Raw genomic sequence first — 23,581 nt, forward strand, 5'->3', positions numbered from 1 at the left:
GCCCGTAAGGGCTTTTTTTCTTATAGTAAAAGTGCTATAATCTCTTTTGCCATAGTAGTGTATGGAATGAATATAATAATACTACGGTACTTATGGCAAATACGAGAGAGACATGAATGAGGATCAAAAAAATGAAGATAGTAATTATTGGTGACGGTAAGGTTGGGCATAAACTGACAGCCCAGTTATCAGAGGAAGACTATGATATTGTTTTAATTGATCAGAATACGGGAAAACTAAAAGATGCGGTGAATCAGCTCGATATTTTCTGTATTCCTGGAAACGGAGCAGATATAGAGGTGCAGAAGCAGGCGGATGTTCCCCATGCTGATTTGGTGATTGCATGTGCGTCTATGGATGAGATGAATATGTTAAGCTGTCTCCTTGCCAAGAGGTTAGGCGCGAAGCATACCATTGCCAGGGTGCGTAACCCCATTTATTACAGGCAGATTGATTTCTTTAAGGAGGATCTGCACTTAAGTATGGCGGTCAATCCGGAATTGTCGGCGGCAAATGAAATCGCCAGAATTCTTTTATTCCCTGAGGCCAGCAAGGTGGAGACTTTTATGAAGGGCAGGGTAGAGCTGGTAGAGCATGTTTTAAAGCAGGGCAGCCCCTTGGCGGGACTTTCCCTGGCAGACATTGGGCGCAAATTCGGTATCAATATCCTGGTCTGTGCTGTTAAGAGGGGAGCCTCTGTCTATATTCCAGATGGAGATTTCGTGGTGCAGGAGGATGATAGACTGCATATTGCAGCGGGACACCAGAACCTCCGGTCATTTTTTAAGTCTCTGGGACGTAAGAGCACCAAGATTCGGCGGGTTTTGATCTGCGGCGGCGGAAACCTATGCTTCTATCTTACGCGCCAGCTACTTGAGGCAGGGATGCAGGTGAAGATTATTGAACGGAATAAGGAGAAATGTGAGTACCTGTGTGAGATGCTTCCCAAAGCCACCATCATACATGGTGATGCGGCAGATCACGACCTGCTTGTGGAGGAGGGAATCCAGAATACGGATGCAGTAGTTGCGCTGACGGGTATGGATGAGGAGAATATCATCATGTCCCTGTTTGCCAAGGCACAGGGGGTGGATAAGATTGTCGCCAAGGTAAATGAGGATTCACGGGCCCAGATGGTGGAGGGTCTTGGAATTGACAGTATCGTTTCCGTAAAAGGCGCGGCGGCGGATGAAATTGTGAATTATGTACGTGCCAGGAAGAATTCTTACAGCAATGCAGACGTGGAGACCATTTACCGACTGCTTGGCGGCAAGGTTGAGGCAATGGAGTTTATCATCAAGAAAGCCTGTGATTTTACCAATGTTCCCCTAAAGAATCTGCCCACCAAGCCAAACCATCTGATTGCGTGTATTGGCAGAAAACGGAAGATTATCATTCCAGGCGGTGATGACCATCTGGAGGTGGGCGACAGTGTTATCGTAGTTACGAAAGAGCATATTATCAATAAATTTACTGACATACTTGCGTAGGGGAGACGGGAATTAGTTATGAATACAAAGATGATACGGTATATTCTGGGGAAAATGCTGGGGGTGGAGGCGGTGCTTTTGCTGCTTCCGGCGTTGGTGTCCCTAATCTACCGAGAATTTAGCGGTGTGTTTTTCCTGATTTCGGCAGCCATTGCAGGGGTGGTTTTTCTGCTGGCAGGGGTGAAGAAGCCTGAGAACAGAAACATTTACGGGAAAGAAGGCATGATCATTGTGGCCAGCGCCTGGATTCTTTGGTCGCTGGTGGGGGCTCTGCCCTTTACCCTTTCTGGAAGTATTCCAGATTATGTGGATGCATTTTTTGAAACGGTATCCGGATTTACTACCACAGGCTCTACTATTTTGCCGGATATTGAAGCCTTGCCTCAGGGGATGCTGTTTTGGAGAAGCTTTACACACTGGATCGGCGGTATGGGAGTGCTGGTGTTTGTCTTGGTGCTCACCAAGCTGGACAAGAAAAATACCATGTATCTGATACGGGCGGAGGTGCCAGGACCGGAGAAGGATAAGCTGGTGCCAAAGACCATGTCCACGGCTAGAATCCTGTATGGAATGTATTTCGGGCTGACGGCCATTGAAGTGCTTCTTCTTCTGCTGGGAGGGATGAACCTGTACGACAGCCTGATTTTTTCCTTTGGTACGGCAGGGACAGGAGGATTTGCCAACTATTCGTCAAGTGTAGGGCACTTTGACAGCGCATATATTGACGGTGTGATTACGGTATTTATGATATTGTTTGGAATTAACTTTAACTTGTATTTTTTCCTGCTGCTTAGGGACTTCAAACCAGTCTGGAAGAATGAGGAGTTGAAGACTTATCTTTTGATGATACTGTCAGCGGCCTGCCTGATTACCCTTAATATTAACCATTTGTATGGCAATCCTTTGCATGCCTTCCGGTACGCGATTTTTCAGGTGGCGTCCATCATCACTACGACTGGTTATGCGACGGCGGATCATACGCTGTGGCCCATGTTTTCCCAGTGTGTACTGCTGTTTCTGATGATGGTTGGCGCTTGTGCCTCCTCCACTGGCGGAGGTATGAAGGTTGCTCGTTTTATGATGATGATGAAATGTATTAAGCGTGAGATTATGCAGATGGTACATCCAAAGTCTGTCAGCATCATCCGTATGAATGGGAAGAAGGTAGATGAAGATGTATTGAGAACCTTGAATGTCTATCTGATGGCGTATATCGGGATTATTGCAGGTTCGGTACTGCTGGTATCTATTGATAATATGGATTTTGGTACAACGTTTAGTTCGGTACTGACTACGCTTAACAACATTGGACCTGGAATTAATGATGTGGGTCCTAATGGGAATTTTGCAGGATTTTCGCCGTTGTCGAAGCTGGTGTTCTGCTGCGACATGCTGGCGGGGCGTCTGGAGATTTTCCCCTTCCTGATGCTGTTTACCGCTTCGGCGTGGAACAGGAAATTTTAAAAAGGAGATTATATGAATTTTAAGAAAAAGTTATTGATTGTGTTAGCCGTGATTGTGGCGGCGGGAGGATATTATTATGCGGCGCTGCCTGCGATTAATATCCATTCGTCTGAAACGTGGTTCTTTGGGATGTTTTTGCTGGTTGCTCTCGCGGCTGCCTATGCTCTGCGCAGAAAACTTGGCAGGAAAGAGTTAAAACAGAGCAAGGTAATGAAATTTTTTGGCGTGCTGATACTGGGGGCGGGAATCGTGTATCTCCTTGGCTCGTTGTTGTCATCACCCATTGTCAATGCGAAGAAATACCAGAAGCTGCTAACAGTAGAAGAGGGAGAATTTACAGAGGATATAGAGGAGCTTTCTTTCGATAAGATTCCGCTTCTGGATAAGGGGACTGCTGAGATCCTCGGTGACCGGAAGATGGGAAGCATGGTGGATATGGTTTCTCAGTTTGAGGTGGACAATATTTACAGTCAGATTAACTATAAGGATAATCCGGTTAGGGTGTCTCCACTTAGGTATGCCAGCCTGATCAAATGGTTTACTAATCGCTCGAATGGTATTCCGGCATATATCCGTATCAATATGGCGACTCAGACCACAGAGCTTGTAAAGCTTGAGAAAGGTATTCGATATACGACCAGCGAGCACTTTAACCGGAATATTTACCGGCATCTGCGGTTTGCCCATCCCACTTATATTTATGGCGAGCTGAGTTTTGAGATAGATGAGGAGGGAATCCCTTACTGGATTGCGCCGGTTAAGAAGTTCAATATCGGTCTTTTTGGCGGTGAGACGGTGGGCAAGGTGGTATTGTGCAATGCTGTGACAGGGGATATGAAGACCTATGATATCGAGGAGGTTCCGCAATGGGTGGACAGGGCTTACTCGGCAGACCTTTTGGTGCAGTTGTTTGACTACTACGGTACTTTGAAGCATGGGTTTTTCAACAGTGTGTTAAGCCAGAAGGATTGCTTAAAGACCACGGATGGGTATAATTATCTGGCGTTGGATGATGATGTGTGGATGTATACGGGTGTAACCTCGGTAAACGGCGACCAGTCGAATGTTGGTTTCGTGCTGTCCAATCAGAGAACCATGGAGACAAAGTATTACAAGGTGGAGGGTGCGACGGAGGCTTCTGCCATGTCTTCTGCGGAAGGACAGGTGCAGAACCTAAAGTATAAGGCCACGTTTCCGCTGCTGCTTAACATTTCAGATGAGCCCACATATTTTATCGCGTTGAAGGATGATGCGGGGCTGGTAAAGAAATATGCCATGGTCAACGTGCAGAAGTACCAAATTGTTGCCATTGGCGACAGTGTGAGCCAGTGTGAGGAGAATTATCTTGAGCTGTTGTTTAGCAATGGGGTTAAGGAGACAGAGAAGGACACACGGGAGGTCAAGAAGATTACCGGAAAAATAACGAAGATTGCCCAGGCGGTCATTGACGGAACGTCTCATTACTATATTATGGTGGATAGTTCACAGGATATCTTCGACATTTCTGTGGTTGATTTTATTGATGTGGTCCGCTGTGAAGAAGGACAGGAGATAGTCATGGAGTATAAAAAGGATGAGAGGGCTAATCTTGTCATGTCCCTTGAGATTCGTGGAAGCCAGATCGAGGCAGTTGAGGATTGATCCAGGCTCTTTGGGTGTACCCCAAGGGGCGCTCAGAAATGCATGCTGACGGGCAGGTGGAGTTCGTTCATCAAGGGATAGAGGATAGAAAAGGGATGTCGAAAGATGGCATCCCTTTTCTGCTCAGCTAATTTAACCAGGCATGCGTCTTTGTGTATTCGCTGGTCAGAAAGTACGATATCTTAAAAAGCCGGAAGGGATTCTGGCAGTATTATGGTATTTTTCGGGATTGTAAGAATATTGTTGAGCTTCTTTTATGTCGTCAATAATTCCAAATTGTGTATAAATCATGTGTTATTCACCTGTAAATTCAGAATGGGATTTTAAATGCTCCTTTTTCAACTGCTGAACCGTTTTAAGGGGCAGGCCAATGCGTTCTGCAATGATATTTTCATCAAGAATATCAATCAGATTTTTCGCAATCTGTAATTTCTGTTTCGCGCTGCCCTGAGAAATACCTTGGGAAAATCCGTCATTATATAACATCTGTCCAACCCTGGTCATGCGCATCGCCTCCTTAACTTCTTTTAATTCTACTGAATCTAAAAACTTTTCTGCCATGGCATAAATCACCGCCTCAAATCTTTGAATATCTTCATGATTGATGGATGTAATATCTTTTGTAATGGAAAATGCAGTGAGAATCCGATCTTTCTGAGAGGTTTTACCGTTCATTAAGGGAGACAGGGCTAATTGTACGAGATCCTGTCGGGTTACGGGTATCCCCTGCCTGAGCTTTTCTGCCAGGTCTCTGAACAATTCATCAGCATTTCTATCCTTCATGATAATAAGTATCACCCGATAAGTGTTCACGCCTTCATGCAGTTCTGTGACCGGCCTCTTAATACTTCCAGAATAAAGAACATATGTGGTGACCGGAACCTTGTGATAATAGCTGGCCGTTGCTTCATAATTGCGAAAACGCCGCAAACCAGCAATCCCTTCATTGGTGCTCTGAAATTCAAAGTGTATCCACGAGCCATCCTCCATCACGAAATTAAAATCTTGGAATAACTTCTTTATCTCAAGCTGCACCAGCTCTGTTGGTGCAAGGGAACGTACTTTACCTGAAATTCCAAAGTAAGGAATCAGTTCATCTGCGAAAAATTGAGCCATGAGCTTCATAGCCGCGTCTTCATGTTGGGCGGCAGCAGAAGTAGTTTCTAACCATGCCTCATGAGGGATAGAAATTTCCATATAGTCTCCCTTCCTGTAAAACTATATAGAGAACTATCTGATATCACTATATCAAAAATTAACTGGTAAGACAATGGATTTACAAAATAAAAATGAATAGTAACGCTTTTGAAAATATCCTGAAATATAAGGAGGATTCAATAAAAGATTGGACTAATGATTTAATAAAAGATATCTGAAGGTTTCATATCAAAAAGACAGTTCTGCCATATAGCTACCATTGTCTGTAAATAAAGTGTAATTGATAAATATAAGGTTGTCAAGAAAAAAACTCTTGCGTTATAATGAAGATATTAAAAATCTAGGTAAAATAGGATGGAGAGGTGTGGTTATAATGGGAATGACCCAGGAAAAATTATATAATCTGATTCAATTACAGCCTGAAATAATTCAAAAGTTGAAATTAATGGACAGTCATATGGATATGAAAGCGGTGGAAAATGAGTTGAATCAAATGGTTGACAGAAAATCATCCTGGGAGGCTTACCAGCGTCTTAAAACTATTTTTCAGGAAGATGAAGAACATCTGAGAATGCTCTATTGCCAGTTGGAATGTGCCTGCCGCATATATGAGAAATATGTGGAGAAGAATATTCCAGTGAACATTTACATAGACACCATGAAATGTTTTACAAGATTTATGGAGGAATGTAAGAAGAAAAACGGCCGCATGTTTTTTGACAGAGGGTGGTGGACCTACAGGCAGGTCAGTATGAGTCTGTTTAGAATTGGGGCGCTGGAATATGAATTCAAGGAGTATAACCGTGAAAATGTAATCGCAGTCCATATCCCTTCAGATGCGGATTTGTCGCTGGCTTCCGTGAGTCAATCCATGGAGCAGGCAGAAAAGTTTTTTAAAGCTTATTACAGTGATTACCAATTTTGTAAGTATACCTGCAATTCCTGGCTGCTGTCGCCAGTTTTGAAGCCATTGTTGTCAAGAGAGTCTAATATCTTATCTTTTCAGGAGAGATTTGATATTATAGAAGAAAATCAGGATGATAAAGAATTCCTGGAATGGTTGTTTCAAGCTCCGGCAGATACAGAGTATAGTAACCTTCCTTCTGTGACCAGTTTACAGAAAAGGGTTAAGACGCTGCTTCAAAATGGTAGAACAGTTGGCTCGGCATACGGAATTCTAAAAAAGAGATGCAGAAATTGGATAAAAGTTTAAGTGTATACCCAAGGGCACACCGTAATACATGCCCTTCGGGCTGGTGGACTTCGTCCACCAAGGTATAAAAAAGTATCACGGCAGATTCCCACCCATTGCCGTGATACTCCTTCGTGTTGCCTTAATTCAGATAGCTGTAGCCGCCCTCGCGGATATCAGTAAGTTCGCTCTTGTCTGCGCTTAAGCTCACAAAGAACTCAATCCCGCATTCAGTCGAAATCTTCTTCAGCCTCTCAACAAAATCCGGCACATTCTCAAGGGAGATGTCGGCGTGCTTCATAACTCCGTCAATGAAGACGCACTCAATATCATGGTTAGAACTATACATGCCATATAAAAAGCCTATGTATTCGTCCGTGTTCGTGATGGAGGTAAAATCATCCATACAGATTGTACGGATGTCAAACGTAACACTTGCCGTGTCTCTATGGGTTTTCTTGATAAATACTACGTTACCGTTACATTCTTTTGCTTTCTTATTCGCAAGCTCGATCATTTTCTGTGTCTTTCCACTCCCTTTTGGGCCAGTCAATAAATTTACCATCGTAAACCTCTCCTTTATGTATTATTCATTTACTGAAATCATCAGTATGATCTGTGTACAACTATTATACACTAAACAGGGAGTTGGAACAACTAAAATTGTGACTTTTGTATAAGAAAATATTACTTGACTTATTTTTACATTCTTCATATAATAAGTAAGAAACTCATTTTTCAGAAAGTCCAGCTAAGAAATGTCAATAGCTAAAATGAAAAATGTTAAAAAAGTTTTTCAGAAGCATTTGATGTAAAAAGGGTAACTTTAATAAGCCCACCCATGTGGAACTATTTAAAATTCATAAGACCTGTTAGGCTGCGTTCCGTACCTTGTCAGGCTGCGCTGCCAGATACCGCTCACAGTGTTCCTGAGGAGTGATGATCTCAAATGGTTTATTATCCCGGAGCATGGCAAAAATGATATTGCAGATTTTATGCATGACAGCCCCGACAGCCACGTTTTTCTTCTTGCTTTTGCATTTGTCGGTATAATAGCCGTGGATAACTGGATTTACTGGTGTTTTTGTCCCTTTATCCACCTTAAGATTATTGATAGCCACCATATGCAGGATACGCCTGGCAAGGCTAGAACCCCTCTTGGACATGTGGACTTTATCCCCATTGAACTTGCCGGATTGCTTCACGGCAGGATCCAAGCCGAAGTAAGCATAAAGCTTCTTTGGGGAAGAAAACAGGTCAAAGGAGCCCATTTCAGCGATCAGGACGGCTGCACTGAGAAAACCGACACCACGCAGGGACTGGAGAAGGAAGATACGGTCATAAACCGGCGTCCCTTCCAGCTTATCAACAGCCTTATGCAGGTCCTCAAGTATATTGTCCAGATGCTCCTGGTATTCCCGGTAGGTTTTGATATACAGCCGGATCCGGAGTGCACTGCTTTGAAGCGCACGTCCGAAAACAGCGGCGTCCTTTGCGGCAGCACGTATGGCATCATATTTGGAAACGGCATATTTTTCACCGAAACGTGCGGTTTTGCGTATGGTTTCCACAAGTATGTCTTTTGGGGCGGCAAGCATGTCTGCGGCAAGGGGGTAAGCTTCCAGGAGCTTTAAGGAAGTTTGGGTAGTGACCTTGCTAAACACTTTCCGGTATGCGGGAAAGGACACTTTCAGTTCCGCCGTGAGCTTCAGTACGACAGCGGACTGCAGGTCCTTGAAGTAATAGTAGTCCCGTACCAGGTTGCGCAGGTCAATGACCTCATCATCTGGTATGATGGAAGTCTTCAGGGAAGCATCCAGGCCGACTTTGGCAGCTTTTTTTGAATCAAATTTATCATTATGCAGTTTCCTAACGTTCATATTTGTGCTATTCTTAGTGATGATAGGATTAATGACTGAGCAGTCAAACCCCTTATCACGAAGGAAGTACAGGAGCGGGATGTGGTAGATCCCGGTGGACTCAAGGAAGCAGCGGCTTTCGAGGGAATACATCTCTTGTGCTTCCTTTATTTTTGCGACAGCTTGCTCACGGGACTGCGGATCAGAATGAATGATCTTAAAAGGTTTTCCAGAGAGAATGCCATTGGGCAGCATGATGGACATCCAGGTGAAGTCTGCGCCGACATCAAGCCCGACTGAGAGATAAGGGATGCTTTCAAGCATCATAAGTACTTTTGGTATTTCATGGTTTTATCCTTTCAGGCAGGTATCCATTTCCAGAGGGCGGATACACAACCTAGCGGTTTATACAGGTATAGCCTGGGGCTTCCCAACCAGCCAAAACATAAATCACCACCGAATGGACTGACAGACTTTCTAAGAGGTTTCACCAGCCGGAAGGCCAGTTCCCAAGGAGGCGTCGTCAATGATCCTGCCTCCAGTGATTATACCTCTATGTTTTGTCTGGTGCATTAAGGAAACCTCAGACAGGGTAAATAATGTTGCCTTATAACTTCTGATGGAAGGGGAACTCCTCCTTCTGTTATATCTATATAGATTTATTAGATTGGACTTTGTAACTATTAACCAGTGGTCATTCTTGACTACACCATTATTATACTAGAGAGGTATGAATATTATGTCGAAGATACCTTATAATCATAAAGCGATTGAGAAAAAATGGCGTGAGAATTGGGAGAAGAATCCAGTCAATGTCAAGGTGGATGAGAACGGGAAGGAACGCCAGAAGTACTATTGTCTGGACATGTTTCCTTATCCTTCGGGGAACGGGCTTCATGTTGGCCACTGGAGAGGGTATGTAATCTCTGATGTGTGGAGTAGGTATAAGCTGCAGCAGGGATATTATATCATTCATCCCATGGGATGGGATGCGTTCGGCCTTCCGGCTGAGAATTATGCCATCAAGATGGGTGTGCATCCAGCGATTTCCACGGCAGAGAATGTGAAGAACATCAAGAAGCAGATTAATGAGATTGCGGCTCTTTACGACTGGGACCGCGAGGTGAATACTACTGATCCCAAGTTCTATAAGTGGACCCAGTGGATTTTTGTGAAGATGTTTAAGGAAGGGCTTGCCTACGAGAAGGAATTTCCCATTAACTGGTGTCCCTCCTGTAAGACTGGACTTGCCAATGAAGAAGTGGTGAACGGGAAATGTGAGCGCTGCGGGGCAGAGGTTACGAAGAAGAACCTCCGCCAGTGGATGCTGAAGATTACGGCGTATGCGGAGCGTTTGCTGAATGATTTGGATAAATTAGACTGGCCGGAGAAGGTTAAGAAGATGCAGTCAGACTGGATCGGCAAATCCTACGGCGCGGAAGTAGATTTCCCCATAGAGGGAAGGGACGAGAAGATTACGGTTTATACCACAAGGCCGGATACCTTGTTTGGCGCCACCTTTATGGTGCTGGCGCCTGAGCATGAGCTGGCTAAGAGTCTGGCGACGGAGGAGACGAGGGAGGCTGTGGAGAAATATATTTTCGAGGCGTCCATGAAGTCCAATGTTGACCGTATGCAGGATAAGGAAAAGACGGGCGTGTTTACCGGAAGCTATGCCGTCAACCCATTGAATGGCGAAAAGACGCCAATCTGGCTGTCGGATTATGTACTGGCTGACTATGGTACGGGGGCGATTATGTGCGTACCGGCCCATGATGACAGGGACTTTGAGTTTGCGACCAAGTTTGGAATTCCCATTGTGCAGGTTATTGCCAAGGACGGGAAAGCGATTGAACATATGACTGAGGCATATACAGAGGCCAGCGGAACCATGATTAATTCCGGAGAATGGAACGGGATGGAGTCTGCGGTTCTTAAAAAGGAGGCGCCCCATATCATCGAGGAGAGGGGAATTGGCCGTGCCACTGTGAATTATAAGCTGCGCGATTGGGTATTCTCCCGCCAGCGTTACTGGGGAGAACCGATTCCGATTGTCCACTGTCCGGACTGCGGCAATGTTCCGGTGCCGGAGGATGAGCTGCCGCTTCGTCTGCCGGAGGTAGAGTCTTATGAGCCTACAGGAACCGGCGAGTCGCCTCTTGCTGGAATCGAGGAGTGGGTGAACTGCAAGTGTCCAGTTTGTGGAAAGGCGGCGAAGCGTGAGACGAACACCATGCCCCAATGGGCAGGGTCCTCCTGGTATTTCCTGCGGTATGTGGATAATCATAACGACAAAGAATTAGTTTCCAGGGAGAAGGCAGACGCGCTGCTTCCTGTGGATATGTATATTGGCGGCGTGGAGCATGCGGTGCTGCACCTTCTGTATTCACGTTTCTATACCAAGTTTTTGTGTGATATCGGGGCGGTTGATTTTGACGAGCCGTTCCAGAAGCTGTTTAATCAGGGGATGATTACAGGCAAGAATGGGATTAAGATGAGTAAGTCCAAGGGCAACGTGGTTTCGCCGGATGATTTGGTGCGGGATTATGGATGTGATTCTCTGCGGATGTACGAGCTGTTCGTAGGACCGCCGGAGTTGGATGCCGAGTGGGATGACCGTGGAATTGACGGTGTGAACCGTTTCCTGAAGCGTGTGTGGAATCTTGTAATGGACAATAAGGATGGAGATATCAAGGCGTCCAAGGCAATGGTTAAGGAGCGTCACAGATTGGTGTGCGATATTACCAAGCGTCTGGAAAGCTTTAGCCTTAACACAGCAATCTCTGGTTTCATGGAGCATAACAACAACCTGATTGAGATTGCAAAGAAAGAGGGCGGTATTGACAAAGAGACACTTTCAACCATGGCGGTACTTCTGTCACCCTTTGCCCCTCATATTGCGGAGGAGATTTGGGAACAGTTAGGACACGAGGGTAGCGTATTTACTGCGGGATGGCCCACCTATGATGAAGAGATGATGAAGGATGACGAGATTGAAGTGCCTGTACAGATTAACGGCAAGACCAGAGCCGTGATTTCTGTGGCGGCGGATATCTCCAAGGAGGATGCCATTGCGGCGGGTAAGGCGGCAATCGCGGATAAACTGACGGGGACGATTGTGAAAGAAATCTATGTTCCGAAGAAGATTATTAATATTGTGCAGAAATAATTTCAGAGTGTAATGAAAATAGCGTAGGGAGTGGGAACATTATCTACGCTATTCTTGCATTGAATTGGAGAAATGGATGAAAGAAAAGATATATAAATTAATTCTCATCTTAATGGTGACTCTGTCTTTGGGTTCAGGCGCCATAGTCCAAAATGAGATACGCAAGATGCTAGAAGCTTTTTCAGAAACAAGTTATGCGCAAGTTCAGGAAATTGATGAAGAAGAACAGGAGTCCGAAGAAGTAGGAAAGGAACACATCATGGAAAACACAAAAAGAATCTTGCTTTTTGATTTGGACGGAACCTTATTAAGAAATGATAAGACACTATCTGAACATACTTTGGAAATATTATCCAAATGTAGAAAGCAAGGATATTTGATTGGTATTTCAACATCAAGAAGTGAGCAAAATTGTTTGGGCTTCTTAAGAGACATGAAGCCGGATATTCTTATTTCCAGCGGCGGGGCATTGATACGGGTAAAGGGAAAAATGCTCTGTTCTTCTTTTTCAGCCGCAGAGACAAGAAGCTTTATTGAAACAGCAAGAAATATATGCGGTATGAATTGTGAGATTACGGTTGACACATTAGACGCACATTACTGGAATTATAAAACCAATCCAACGAAGCAGGACAAAAGCTGGGGCAACAGCATATATACGGATTTTAAAGACTTTAAGTACGAAGCTTTGAAGATATGTGTTGAGATACCCAATTCTAATCTGGCACAGAAATTATGCGGACATTTTCCAGAGCTTGACAGTCAGCGTTTTTCGGATGGCGATTGGTATAAGTTTACGAAAAGTGAGATTACAAAGGAAAAGGCAATATTAGCAGTATGTGAAGCCTGCCATGTTGATGTATCAGAAATCATTGCCTTTGGAGATGATTATGCAGATATAGGCATGTTAAAGATGTGTGGGATAGGCGTAGCGATGGGCAATGCAATACAAGAGGTCAAAGACATTGCTGATGATATCACACTCACTAATGAGGAGGATGGCGTAGCCGTCTATCTGGAAAAACGGATTATTTGAGCTTCAGGAGGAGATTTATAGTGGAGTTAGAGGTAAGAAAGAGAAGGACACAACTATATCGGTATCAGGGAGTGGGGATTGGAATCTGCATTCTTGCGGTGGCCTATCTGTCTTATATGGTATGGGAAATCGATTCTGATTTTATACGGTGGAAATTTGGCATAGGAATCTCTGCGTTGATTTCAATAAGCATCTGTCTTGTGTATGCGCTGCTGGTTGCTGTTGCATGTCTTATCATGCGTTTTGGCTCGCTCAAGATTGCAGAGATTCTTGCGACAGAATGTGACCCCTTCTTATATGAGGCATGCCTCCAAAAGAGCAGCAGACTTTTGCATAAGGACAGACTACTGTGCAGCATTGCGCTGGCGCAGCATTACCAGGGTAATTTTGACAGGGCATGGGAGACGCTTCAGGAGATTAACGTCTATAAGCTTAGAGGGATACACAGGGCGAATTATTATATTCTAATGTCTGACCAGTATTTTAAAAGAGGGATGGGTCAACAGGTTCATGAATTAGAGGAGAGATTCCGTCAAAGCGTGAGAGCAAAGAATAAGAGAGAATGGAAGTATTTTGAGACCCTCTGTGCCGGCAATAATCTGACCAGAGCCCTTGAGAATCAGGACTACCAAGCGGCGGCAGGTTTTCTTGGGGATAGGATCGCCCTGAATGGAAACGCCAGCAGGCCGTGGACCCGTGTAATCTTTGCCTTGAAGGAGGCTCAGATTTATCTTGGACTGGGTGAAAAGGAGAGCGCTAAACTCTGTCTTAAGTATGTGGTTGACAACGGGAACCGTATGTGGTGCGTGCAGGAGGCTATGAGGCTGTCAGAGGGTATATAAAAGGGCACATGGTAATGTATGCCCTTGAGGCTGGCTATCCTAAAAGAAAATCCTTGGCAGTCAGAAGCCTTTCATAAAATTCCTGATAAAAATCTCCTTCTTTACTATAGGGTTTCAGATAAAACTGCTTTAAAATATACATATTCAGTTTTGGGATATTTTCTCCGTGTTCAAAATCCATGGCGTATTCCTGCAGAGGCTTCAGATAATAGTGCCAGTCTGCAATGAATGCTTCATAGCGTTTGATATCAGGGGTGTCAATCCATTTGCGTATCTTGACCTTGCTCTTACCAGGGGCAGGACACTCATGTATCTGCAGAAAATACTGGAATGAATGGTTCTCATAGAAGCGTCCCAGAGGAAAGATGCGGCACATGCCAGGGCGTAAGGAGTGGATGCTGCAGCGGCCGCCACTTAGAAACACACAGGCCTCCTCCTTTTCGGTCATCCGAAGATTAGGGAGAATGATGCCGTCTACTACATTTAGCTCAAGGCATGTGCTCAATAATTCTTCAAAGGATTTCTTAAGTCCTGTGCAAAGTCTGTATGTGTCCAGAGGATCTAAGACAATAGAGCTGCCCATGCCACGACAGCAGGAGGAGCAGCCCTTGCATCCGTTGCAGTCTGTCTTTGCCATATCATTACTGCTGTAAAGCTTCCCGTCTGACACTTTATCAAGGTCAATATCTCGTAACATATCGTTTCTCCTTTTCATTGTATAGTATCCAAAATTATAAAGTACATTGACTTCACATGTAAATAGAAAGGAACAGATTTTATGAAATTTTTTCACCTGTCGGACTTACATATTGGCAAACAGCTTCATCATTATAGCTTAAAGGAGGAGCAGGAGGCGATTCTTAGGGAGGTGGTGGACTATGCGAAGGCCATCAAGCCGGATGCTGTGGTGATTGCAGGCGACATCTATGACCGGTCTGTTCCGTCTGCGGAGGCTGTGACGGTCTTTGACTGGTTTCTCACACAGTTGTCAGAGCTTGTCCCTGCAATTCCGGTATTGATTATCAGCGGAAATCATGACTCTGGGGAGAGGCTTATGTACGCGTCTCATATTCTGGAGAAGCATCATATCCATCTGGCAGGAAATGTTTTGGGGGACAGAGAGGAGAGGCTTAGAAAAGTGACGCTTAAGGATGATTTTGGCCAGGTTGATTTCTATCTTTTGCCCTTTATGAAGCCTTCTTATGTGAGAAATGTGTTTGAAGGAGAACCGCTAAAGACGAATGACCAAGGGGATGCATTACAGCGTCCCCCTGGATATACGGATGCAGTCCAAAGAATCCTTGAGAGAGAAGAAATTGATTATCAGAACCGAAGAAATGTATTGGTTTCCCACCAGTTTTATACAGGTAATATGTCTGGCGCCTGTCCTATGACGTGTGATTCAGAAATCTTTTGCGTGGGCGGGCTTGAAAATGTAGATATCCGTGTGGTGAAGGATTTTGATTATGTGGCTCTTGGCCACCTGCACAGTCCTCAAAGCGTGGGAAGCCCCCATATCCGTTATTGCGGGACGCTTCTGAAATATTCTGTCAGTGAGTGCAGCCATGTAAAGACGCTGACTGTGGTGACCCTTTTGGAGAAGGGACAGCCGCCCTTGATTGACCTGCTTCCATTACATCCTCTGCGGGATGTGAAGAAAAAGACAGGGAAGCTTGAGGACATTATAAAGCAGGCAGAAGCAGGCGAGAGGGAAGATTTTATCAGCGTGACGCTTAAGGATGAGATAGAGCCGTATAAGCCCAAAGAGCAGCTTGAGAAGGTGTTTGACCATATCCTGGAGGTGCGTGTGGATAATGCCAGAACCAGACAAAAGCTTCGTGAGATGGATGAGGAATTGGCCATGAAGGACCCCCTTGAGATTTTTGAAGATTTTTACGAGGAGATTCAGGGGACGAGGCTTAAGGATGAGGAAGTGGAGATGATGCGCCAGATCTTTGAGCAGGCAAAGGAGGAATAAGATTTGAAACCAGTCAGATTAATCATGTCGGCATTTGGCTCATATGGGGAAAAGACAGAGATTGATTTTCAAGGGGTAAGTCATGGCCTGTTTCTCATTACAGGGGATACGGGTGCAGGAAAGACGACGGTATTTGACGCGATTACCTACGCCCTGTACGACAAGACCAGCGGCAAAGCCCGTGACGGGAATATGATGAGAAGCCAGTATGCGTCGGAGGATGCAGATACTTATGTGGAGCTTACCTTTTCCTACCGTGAGGAAATATATACGGTACGCCGGAATCCGGAATATCTTAGGCTTGGAAAGAGGCGGTATGCAGACGGCTCTCCAAGATACGTAAAGGAGGCTGCGAAGGTTGAGCTGATCCTGCCAGATGGAAGCGTGTATCGTGGGAAAAAGCGGGAGACGGACCAGAAGCTTGTGGAGATTATGGGCATGGATGCCGAGCAGTTTACCCAGATTGCCATGATTGCCCAGGGAGATTTCTTGAGACTGCTTCACGCAGAATCAAAGGAGCGCAGAAAGATATTTTCAAAGATTTTTAAGACCAAACTGTATAATCGGGTGCAGGAGGAGTTAAAAAGGCGTGCAGGCGAGCTGTATACGCAGTTGGAGAGTAACCTTCGGTCTGCAAGACAGGAGATGGAAAGGGTTGAATTTGCAGGAAATCTTGCGTTTTTAGACGAGGGCGCCTTTGTGGAACGGTGGAGAGAGTTAATAAATTACGATATGATTCCCTACGAAGAAGGGCTTGAGGCATTAAAAGAGCTTATAAAAGCGGGAGTTTCATTGGAAAAGGAGAAAAAGAAGCAGGCGGAAGCCTTGCAGAAGAAGTTGGAGGAGTTAAACGGGAGGAAAAAAGAGGGAGAGACTTTAAATCGTTTGTTTGACGCATTTGATAAGATTTGCCGTGATGCAGAGGAAATCGCAGGAAAAGAGCAGGAGTGTAAGGAGTGGGAAGCAAAGCTTAAGACTGGGCAGAGGGCGGAAAAGGTGAAGGCTTATGAGACTAAGCTTGCCGAAAGTAGGGAAGCAGCAAAAAAGCTTAAGAAAAATATAGACGAGCTTGAGAGAGGATGGGAAGCCTTGCAGGCTTGTGCGAAGGAAGCCAAAGAGGAAAAGGTAAGGCTAAAGGAGGAACTTTTATGGCAGGAGAAAACCTCTAATGCCGAGCTTTTAAGGCTTGAGGAGGTGCTGCCCCAATACGGGCAGCTTCTTAAACTCCGGCAGACCTTTGTTTTGGAGGACGACAGGCTTCAGAAGAAGCATGGAGAGCAGGAAAGGCAGAAGGAGTCTCTTGATGATTTGAAGAAAAACATAGAGCGTACCAGAGGACTTCAGGAAAAATATGCCCAGAGTCCTGGAAAGATGGATGGACTGCTTCTAAGGGAGGCGCAGCAGACCGAAAGGAGCCGTGACCTTCAACAGTTGGAAAGCCAGTGGAGCCAGCTTGTGGAAGAAGAAAAAGAAGGGCAGACAAGAAGGAGGCAGGCAGAGAAGGCCCAGCAATCATATCTGGCTGTGCTTCAGGATTACGAGGAACGGTATCAGGCATTTCTTGCGGAACAGGCGGGGATTCTTGCGGGTCAGTTGGAGCCTGGAAGGCCATGCCCTGTATGCGGCTCATGGGAGCATCCCAATATCCGTAAGCTGACAGAGGGAGCGCCGACCCAGGCTGAGGTAGAGAAGGCGAAGAAGGAAAGAGATTTGGCTGAGGAGAAAAGAGAACAGTCTGTGGCGCGGCTTCATGAGCAGGCAGCAAGATGTGAGGCGGCAAGAGGGGCATTTGCCAGAGAATATGAAAGAGTTATGGGGGAGAAGGAGCAGGCGTCCTTCAAAGACGGCGACGGTATGCTTCGGGCATCAATACAGGAGGCACTTGCAGAGAATGAGCGTGCAGCAGAGAAAACGAGGGCAGAGCTTAAGCAGGTGAAGCGAGAGACAGAAAGCTACAGACAGGCGGCGGAGGCGGAAAAGGGACTGAAGGAAAAACTTGAAGGTCTTAAAAAGTCTTATGAGCAGGCAAAATCAGAGTATGAAAAGCTCTTGATGGAGGGAAAGCGTTTGGAGACAGAAATCCGAATGAAGGAGGAGAGCTTGCCCTTTCCTTCAGAGCTACAGGCAAAGGAACGGATAGATGAATTGAAGAATATACTTGAGACAGCCAGAGCGTCTTATGATCAGGCAGAGAAGAAGGAGCGTGAGTCTGTAGAAGAATTGAAGAAGCTGGAGGGCCAGAGGACAAGCTGCAGGGAGACTCTTTGGCAGCAGGAGGAGGAAGTAAAGTCGTGCCAGGTGAATTATGAGTCGTCCCTTAATGAGCAGGGCTTTGGGGATGAGAAGGCATATTTGGAAGGGAAATTATCACCGGAGTATATGGAGGAGTTAGAGGGGAGGATTAAGGAATTCCACACACTGGTAAACGAGACTGCCGGCAGGAAAAAGTCTCTTAATGAGCAGTTGGAGGGGAAGGAAAGAGCAAAGCTTTCCCAGCTTGAGGGAGAAATTGAGGTGGCAGAGAAGGCACAGAAGAAGACTCAGGAGGAATATATCCGGCTCTATACTGGGAATCAGAAGAATCGGGAGGTTCAAAATCGGTTAATGGCCTATCTTAAGAAGGATGGAGAATTTAAGCGGCAGTATGAGATGATTGGGAATCTAAGCAAGACGGCCAATGGCACTTTAAGCGGCGCGGTGAAGCTGGATTTTGAGACGTATGTGCAGAGACAGTATTTTAAACAAATCATACATGCAGCCAACAGAAGGCTTATCCGTATGACGTCAGGGGAATTTATTCTTCAGTGTCGGGAACTGAAGGCTTTGGCAAGCCAGGGACAGGCTGGCCTTAATCTGGATATCTACCATATGGCAAGCGATTCTGTGCGGGACGTTAAGACATTGTCCGGCGGAGAATCCTTTATGGCGTCTCTGTCTATGGCGCTAGGGCTTTCGGATATCGTCCAGAACGCGGCGGGTGCCATTCGTCTGGATACCATGTTCGTAGACGAAGGCTTTGGCTCTCTGGATGATTCGGCAAGAGGGCAGGCTATTCGGATTTTGACAGAGCTTGCAGATGAGAAGATGCTGGTTGGAATCATTTCCCATGTAAATGAATTAAAGGAGCAGATTGAATGTAAACTGCTGGTCAGCAAGTCGGAGAAAGGGAGTAAGGCAAAGTGGGCATGACGTAACAGTGAAGCTGGAAGGCTCAACTGTTACGGCATGACAGGTGATTTTTGACAAAGAGTTGAAAATACCGGCAAAAAAGGATATATTATTAGAAAGAGAGAGGAGAAAACGAAATGAAGTATGATTATTTGATTGTAGGCGCCGGTCTTTTTGGCGCAATCTTTGCGTATGAAGCAAACAAGGCGGGCAAGCGTGTACTTGTGATTGACCGAAGGAATCATATTGGAGGAAATATTTATACGAAAGAAGTGGAGGGAATTCAGGTACATGAGTACGGCGCCCATATTTTCCACACGTCGGACAAAGCTGTGTGGGATTATGTGCAGCAGTTTGCAGAATTTAACCGCTATACCAACAGTCCGGTGGCAAGATATGGGGATGAATTATACAATCTTCCATTTAACATGAATACGTTCAGTAAGATGTGGGGCGCCAAGACGCCTGGGGAAGCGAAGGAGATCATTGACAGACAGATAGAGGAAGCAGGAATCACTGAGCCGAAAAATCTGGAGGAGCAGGCGATTTCACTGGTGGGGAAGGATATCTATGAGAAGCTGGTGAAGGGCTACACGGAGAAACAGTGGGGAAAGAGGGCGACTGAGCTTCCAAGCTTTATTATCCGTCGGCTTCCGGTGCGCTTCGTGTATGACAATAACTATTTTAACGACAAGTATCAGGGAATTCCTATTGGGGGCTATACCCAGATAATTGAGAAGATGCTGGACGGGATTGAGGTACGCCTGAATACGGACTTTTTTGATGAGCGTGACGCGCTTAAGCAGCAGGCGGACAAGCTTGTATTTACCGGAATGATTGACGCTTATTATGATTACTGTTATGGAGAGCTGGAATACAGAAGCTTAAGATTCGAGACGGAAACACTGGATATGGAGAATTATCAGGGAAATGCTGTGGTGAATTACACAGAATATGAGATTCCGTACACACGGATTATCGAGCATAAGCATTTTGAGTACGGATGCCAGGGCGGATATGGCAATACAGGGGCAATAAATCCCAAGACGGTGATTACTAGAGAATATCCGGCATCCTGGACAAAGAAAGCTGAGCCATACTACCCTATGAATGATGAGAAGAATAACGCTCTCTATGAGAAATATAAAGCGCTGGCGGACAAAGAGGAGGGGGTTATCTTCGGCGGACGTCTGGGCATGTATCGCTACTATGATATGCATCAGGTTGTGGCAGCAGCACTTGCATGTGTGAGAGAAAATATAGGTTAGGGACTTACAATACAAAAACTACAGGATATGACAAATGAAATCATATCTTGTAGTTTTTCTGTTAAGGCAACATTATAGGCATTTTAGCGAAATGTGAATGAGACAGTTTACTGGTCTCTGTATTTAAGGGCCGCCTCAATAAATCCGCGAAACAGCGGGTGGGGGCGGTTCGGTCTGGATTTTAATTCCGGATGTGCCTGTGTGGCAATGAACCATGGGTGCTCCGTTAGTTCAATCATTTCCACAATATTCCCATCCGGCGACAGACCGGAGAGCTTCATTCCGTTGGCCGTCAGTTTTTCGCGGTAATCGTTATTGACTTCGTACCGGTGTCTGTGGCGTTCCTTTATCTCTTTGCATCCGTACAACTGATAAGCCCTGGAGTTTTCAGCGAGAACGCAAGGGTATGAGCCAAGGCGCAGGGTGCCGCCAATTTCCTCCACTCCAATCTGCTCAGGCATGATATGAATGACCGGATGGGTGGTGCCTGGGTCTAATTCTGCGCTGTGGGCGTCGTTGTATCCCAGTACGTTTCTGGCAAATTCCACGATGGCGAGCTGCATTCCCAGACACAGTCCCAGAAACGGGACGCCGTGGGTGCGGGCATAGCGGATGGCCTCTAATTTGCCGTCAACGCCTCGGTGTCCGAAGCCGCCGGGAACCAGGATTCCGCTGACCTTTTCCATGACAGAGGCAATATTTTCAGAAGTCACAGTCTCAGAATCAATCCATTTGATATTCACGGTCGCCCGACTGAAGATTCCGCCGTGCTTTAGGGCCTCCACCACACTGATGTAGGCGTCGTGGAGTTGGATGTATTTACCTACTAATGCGACTGTAATCTCGGCATTGGGATGCTTCAGATAGTCCACCATCTCAGTCCAATCCTTAAGATCAGGTTCAGGACAGTCAAGGTGCAGACATTCACAGACAACGCCAGCCAGATTTTCCTCCTCCATTGCCAGCGGCGCCTCATACAGATACTCAACATCAAGGTTTTGCAGTACCCGATTGGAGGGAACATTGCAGAACAGGGCAATCTTGTCCTTGATTCCCACGTCGAGAGGGTGCTCGGAACGGCATACTAAAATGTCCGGCCAGATTCCCATTCCCTGAAGGTCCTTGACGCTTGCCTGGGTGGGCTTGGTCTTCATCTCCTGGGATGCCCGCAGATAGGGAATTAAGGTCACATGGATCAGGATGACATTCTCGTGGCCTTTCTCATGCTGGAACTGTCGGATGGCCTCTAAGAAGGGCTGGCTCTCGATATCGCCCACCGTACCGCCCACCTCAATAATAGCAATCTCCGTGTGTTCTGCGGAAGGGTTGCGGTAGAAGCGATTCTTAATCTCATTGGTGATATGAGGGATAACCTGTACCGTTCCACCGCCAAAATCGCCCCTTCGCTCCTTTTGAAGAACCGACCAGTAGATTTTACCGGTGGTAACGTTGGAATTCTTACTCAGGCTTTCGTCAATGAAGCGCTCATAATGCCCCAGGTCTAAATCCGTCTCCGCACCGTCGTCGGTTACGAAAACCTCGCCGTGCTGAACGGGATTCATGGTGCCTGGGTCAATATTAATATAAGGATCAAACTTCTGCATGGTTACCGTATAACCACGGGCTTTTAAGAGTCTGCCCAGTGATGCGGCCGTAATCCCTTTCCCAAGTCCTGAAACAACACCGCCAGTTACAAATACATACTTTACTGCCATGGCATCCACCTCCAAGTTGAATATGGTTCAAAAAAATACTTTTGAATTATACACCTTTGCCGCCGAAAAATACAGAGTTTTTTTCATACTTTGCCTCGAAGGTTGCCTGGATGGATAATTTCTTAAACTGCTTCATGTCAACCGAGCTTACCATAACGGAGGTATGAACCTGACACCCTCTTAACTTGGGAAGCTGATCTAAGGCAAGCTTGGCCGATGGGTCTGTCGCAGCGCTGACCGAGAGAGCAATCAAGACTTCATCTGTGTGAAGCCTGGGATTCTTGCTGCCCTGGTACAGTGTCTTAAGCTTCTGTATGGGTTCAATAGCCTCCGGAGAGATAACGTGGCGTTCATGTTCAAGCCCTGCCAACTCCTTCAGTGCGTTTAAAAGCAGGGCGGCGGAGGCTCCCAGAAGATTGGAGGTCTTACCGGTAATGATGCGTCCGTCGCGAAGCTGCAAAGCGGCTGCAGGAGCTTGTGTTTCCTTTGCCCGTTCTAAGGCCGCATCTACAACCGGACGGTCATGGACATTGATTCCTGCCTGGTTCATGAGCATCTCGATTTTCATGACCTCAGAGTCTGAGCAGGTTCCAAAAAGCAGTCTCTTTAACGAGTCGTAATATCTTCGGATAATCTCCTGGCGGGAAGCCTCCTTACATGCCTCATCGTCGCAGATGCAGCTTCCGGCCATATTAACGCCCATGTCAGTGGGAGATTTGTAGGGGCTTTCCCCGTAAATGCGCTGGAACATGGCGTTTAGCACAGGGAATATCTCCACATCTCGGTTGTAGTTTACCGTAGTCTCCCCGTAAGCCTCCAGATGGAAGGGGTCAATCATATTTACATCGTTCAAATCTGCCGTGGCAGCCTCATAGGCCAGATTCACCGGATGTTTAAGCGGAATATTCCAGATTGGAAACGTCTCAAACTTGGCGTAGCCGGCGGAGATACCGCGCCGGTGCTCCTGATAGAGCTGGGATAAGCAGACCGCCATCTTGCCGCTTCCGGGACCTGGGGCGGTCACGACGGCAAGGGGTCTTGATGTCTCGATATAATCATTCTTGCCGTAGCCCTCGTCGCTTACGATAAAGGGTACGTTGGAGGGATAGCCGGGAATAACATAGTGCCTGTACACCTTGATTCCCAGTTTTTCCAGACGGCTTTTGAACAGGCTTGCGCTTTCCTGGCCGCTGTATTTGGTGATTACTACGCTTCCCACATAGAGACCCTGCTCATGGTATGCGTTCATCAGCCTTAGCACGTCTGAATCGTAGGTGATTCCCAAGTCACCCCTGACCTTGTTTTTTTCGATATCCTCAGCGCTGATGGCGATGATAATCTCCGCCTGGTCGGAAAGCTGCTTTAGCATCCTTAACTTGCTGTCCGGCTGAAAGCCCGGAAGAACCCGCGAGGCGTGATAATCGTCGAATAATTTGCCGCCGAATTCCAGATAGAGCTTCTGGCCGAACTGCTCAATGCGTTCCTGTATATGGGCAGACTGTGTCTTGAGATACTTTTCATTGTCAAATCCGATTTTCATAGATGATTCCCCTTACTTTATGTTTGACTCGAATGTTCAGAACTGATTTGATATTAACATA

16 protein-coding genes are annotated in these 23,581 nt (G+C 46.0%); 10 read left to right on the top strand and 6 right to left on the bottom strand.

Translation table 11 applies throughout. The features are described from left to right. Positions 1-131: 131 nt before the first annotated feature. From trkA to GN277_RS06550, 3 genes are read left to right on the top strand one after another with little or no spacing between them, the layout of a single operon-like run. The gene (trkA, locus tag GN277_RS06540) at positions 132-1,490 is read left to right on the top strand and encodes a Trk system potassium transporter TrkA (protein ID WP_159750362.1); all 1,359 of its coding nucleotides are present in this window, start codon (positions 132-134) and stop codon (positions 1,488-1,490) included. A gap of 18 nt (positions 1,491-1,508) precedes the next feature. Next, positions 1,509-2,954, top strand: coding sequence for a TrkH family potassium uptake protein (locus tag GN277_RS06545; protein WP_159750363.1), 1,446 nt, complete (start codon positions 1,509-1,511; stop codon positions 2,952-2,954). Positions 2,955-2,966: 12 nt separating this feature from the next. Beyond that, positions 2,967-4,595, top strand: coding sequence for a CvpA family protein (locus GN277_RS06550; RefSeq protein ID WP_159750364.1), 1,629 nt, complete (start codon positions 2,967-2,969; stop codon positions 4,593-4,595). A gap of 294 nt (positions 4,596-4,889) precedes the next feature. Here GN277_RS06550 and GN277_RS06555 read toward each other — a convergent pair whose 3' ends face one another. Next, positions 4,890-5,792: an RpnC/YadD family protein gene (locus GN277_RS06555; protein WP_159750365.1), complete on the bottom strand. Its 903-nt coding sequence runs from the start codon at positions 5,790-5,792 to the stop codon at positions 4,890-4,892. Between the two features lie 334 nt (positions 5,793-6,126). On the opposite strand from GN277_RS06555, the gene GN277_RS06560 reads away from it, so the two are divergent. Beyond that, complete coding sequence (locus GN277_RS06560) at positions 6,127-6,966, top strand: acyltransferase domain-containing protein (protein WP_159750366.1); 840 nt, start codon at positions 6,127-6,129, stop codon at positions 6,964-6,966. Between the two features lie 121 nt (positions 6,967-7,087). Here the strand turns inward: GN277_RS06560 and GN277_RS06565 are convergent, their stop codons facing one another. Both GN277_RS06565 and GN277_RS06570 read right to left on the bottom strand, forming a co-directional pair. Continuing rightward, positions 7,088-7,510, bottom strand: a complete 423-nt coding sequence (locus GN277_RS06565) for a hypothetical protein (protein WP_159750367.1) — start codon at positions 7,508-7,510, stop codon at positions 7,088-7,090. 307 nt (positions 7,511-7,817) lie between these two features. Then, positions 7,818-9,131, bottom strand: coding sequence for an IS110 family RNA-guided transposase (locus GN277_RS06570; RefSeq protein WP_159750368.1), 1,314 nt, complete (start codon positions 9,129-9,131; stop codon positions 7,818-7,820). A gap of 412 nt (positions 9,132-9,543) precedes the next feature. Between GN277_RS06570 and leuS the strand changes: the two genes are divergently transcribed. The 3 genes from leuS to GN277_RS06585 all read left to right on the top strand — a co-directional run bounded on the left by leuS (position 9,544) and on the right by GN277_RS06585 (position 13,851). After that, positions 9,544-11,973 carry a leucine--tRNA ligase gene (gene leuS / locus GN277_RS06575; protein WP_280178597.1) on the top strand — a complete coding sequence of 810 codons (2,430 nt, stop codon included), beginning with the start codon at positions 9,544-9,546 and terminating at the stop codon, positions 11,971-11,973. A 76-nt stretch (positions 11,974-12,049) separates the two neighbouring features. Continuing rightward, positions 12,050-13,009: an HAD family hydrolase gene (locus GN277_RS06580; RefSeq protein ID WP_244324622.1), complete on the top strand. Its 960-nt coding sequence runs from the start codon at positions 12,050-12,052 to the stop codon at positions 13,007-13,009. Between the two features lie 20 nt (positions 13,010-13,029). Next, a complete protein-coding gene (locus GN277_RS06585) occupies positions 13,030-13,851 on the top strand; it encodes a hypothetical protein (RefSeq protein WP_159750369.1) in 822 nt (273 codons plus the stop codon). 34 nt (positions 13,852-13,885) lie between these two features. Here GN277_RS06585 and GN277_RS06590 read toward each other — a convergent pair whose 3' ends face one another. Next, positions 13,886-14,548 carry a YkgJ family cysteine cluster protein gene (locus GN277_RS06590; protein ID WP_159750370.1) on the bottom strand — a complete coding sequence of 221 codons (663 nt, stop codon included), beginning with the start codon at positions 14,546-14,548 and terminating at the stop codon, positions 13,886-13,888. A gap of 81 nt (positions 14,549-14,629) precedes the next feature. Here GN277_RS06590 and GN277_RS06595 point away from each other — a divergent pair, with 81 nt between their 5' ends. The 3 genes from GN277_RS06595 (at position 14,630) to glf (ending at position 20,265) form a co-directional block, all read left to right on the top strand. Further along, the gene (locus GN277_RS06595) at positions 14,630-15,829 is read left to right on the top strand and encodes an exonuclease SbcCD subunit D (RefSeq protein WP_159750371.1); all 1,200 of its coding nucleotides are present in this window, start codon (positions 14,630-14,632) and stop codon (positions 15,827-15,829) included. A gap of 3 nt (positions 15,830-15,832) precedes the next feature. After that, a complete protein-coding gene (locus tag GN277_RS06600) occupies positions 15,833-19,018 on the top strand; it encodes an AAA family ATPase (protein WP_159750372.1) in 3,186 nt (1,061 codons plus the stop codon). Positions 19,019-19,134: 116 nt separating this feature from the next. Continuing rightward, on the top strand, positions 19,135-20,265 hold the full coding sequence (glf, locus tag GN277_RS06605) for a UDP-galactopyranose mutase (RefSeq protein ID WP_159750373.1): 1,131 nt from the start codon (positions 19,135-19,137) through the stop codon (positions 20,263-20,265). A 107-nt stretch (positions 20,266-20,372) separates the two neighbouring features. On the opposite strand, the gene GN277_RS06610 is transcribed toward glf, so the two are convergent. Continuing rightward, entirely contained in the window at positions 20,373-21,980 is a 1,608-nt protein-coding gene (locus GN277_RS06610) for a CTP synthase (RefSeq protein ID WP_159750374.1), read from the bottom strand. 46 nt (positions 21,981-22,026) lie between these two features. Beyond that, positions 22,027-23,520 (bottom strand): DUF1846 domain-containing protein, encoded by a 1,494-nt coding sequence (locus GN277_RS06615; RefSeq protein ID WP_159750375.1) that lies wholly within the window; start codon positions 23,518-23,520, stop codon positions 22,027-22,029. Positions 23,521-23,581: the final 61 nt, after the last annotated feature.

The sequence above is a fragment of the Sporofaciens musculi genome (genome assembly GCF_009830285.1).
GTDB lineage: Bacteria > Bacillota > Clostridia > Lachnospirales > Lachnospiraceae > Sporofaciens > Sporofaciens musculi.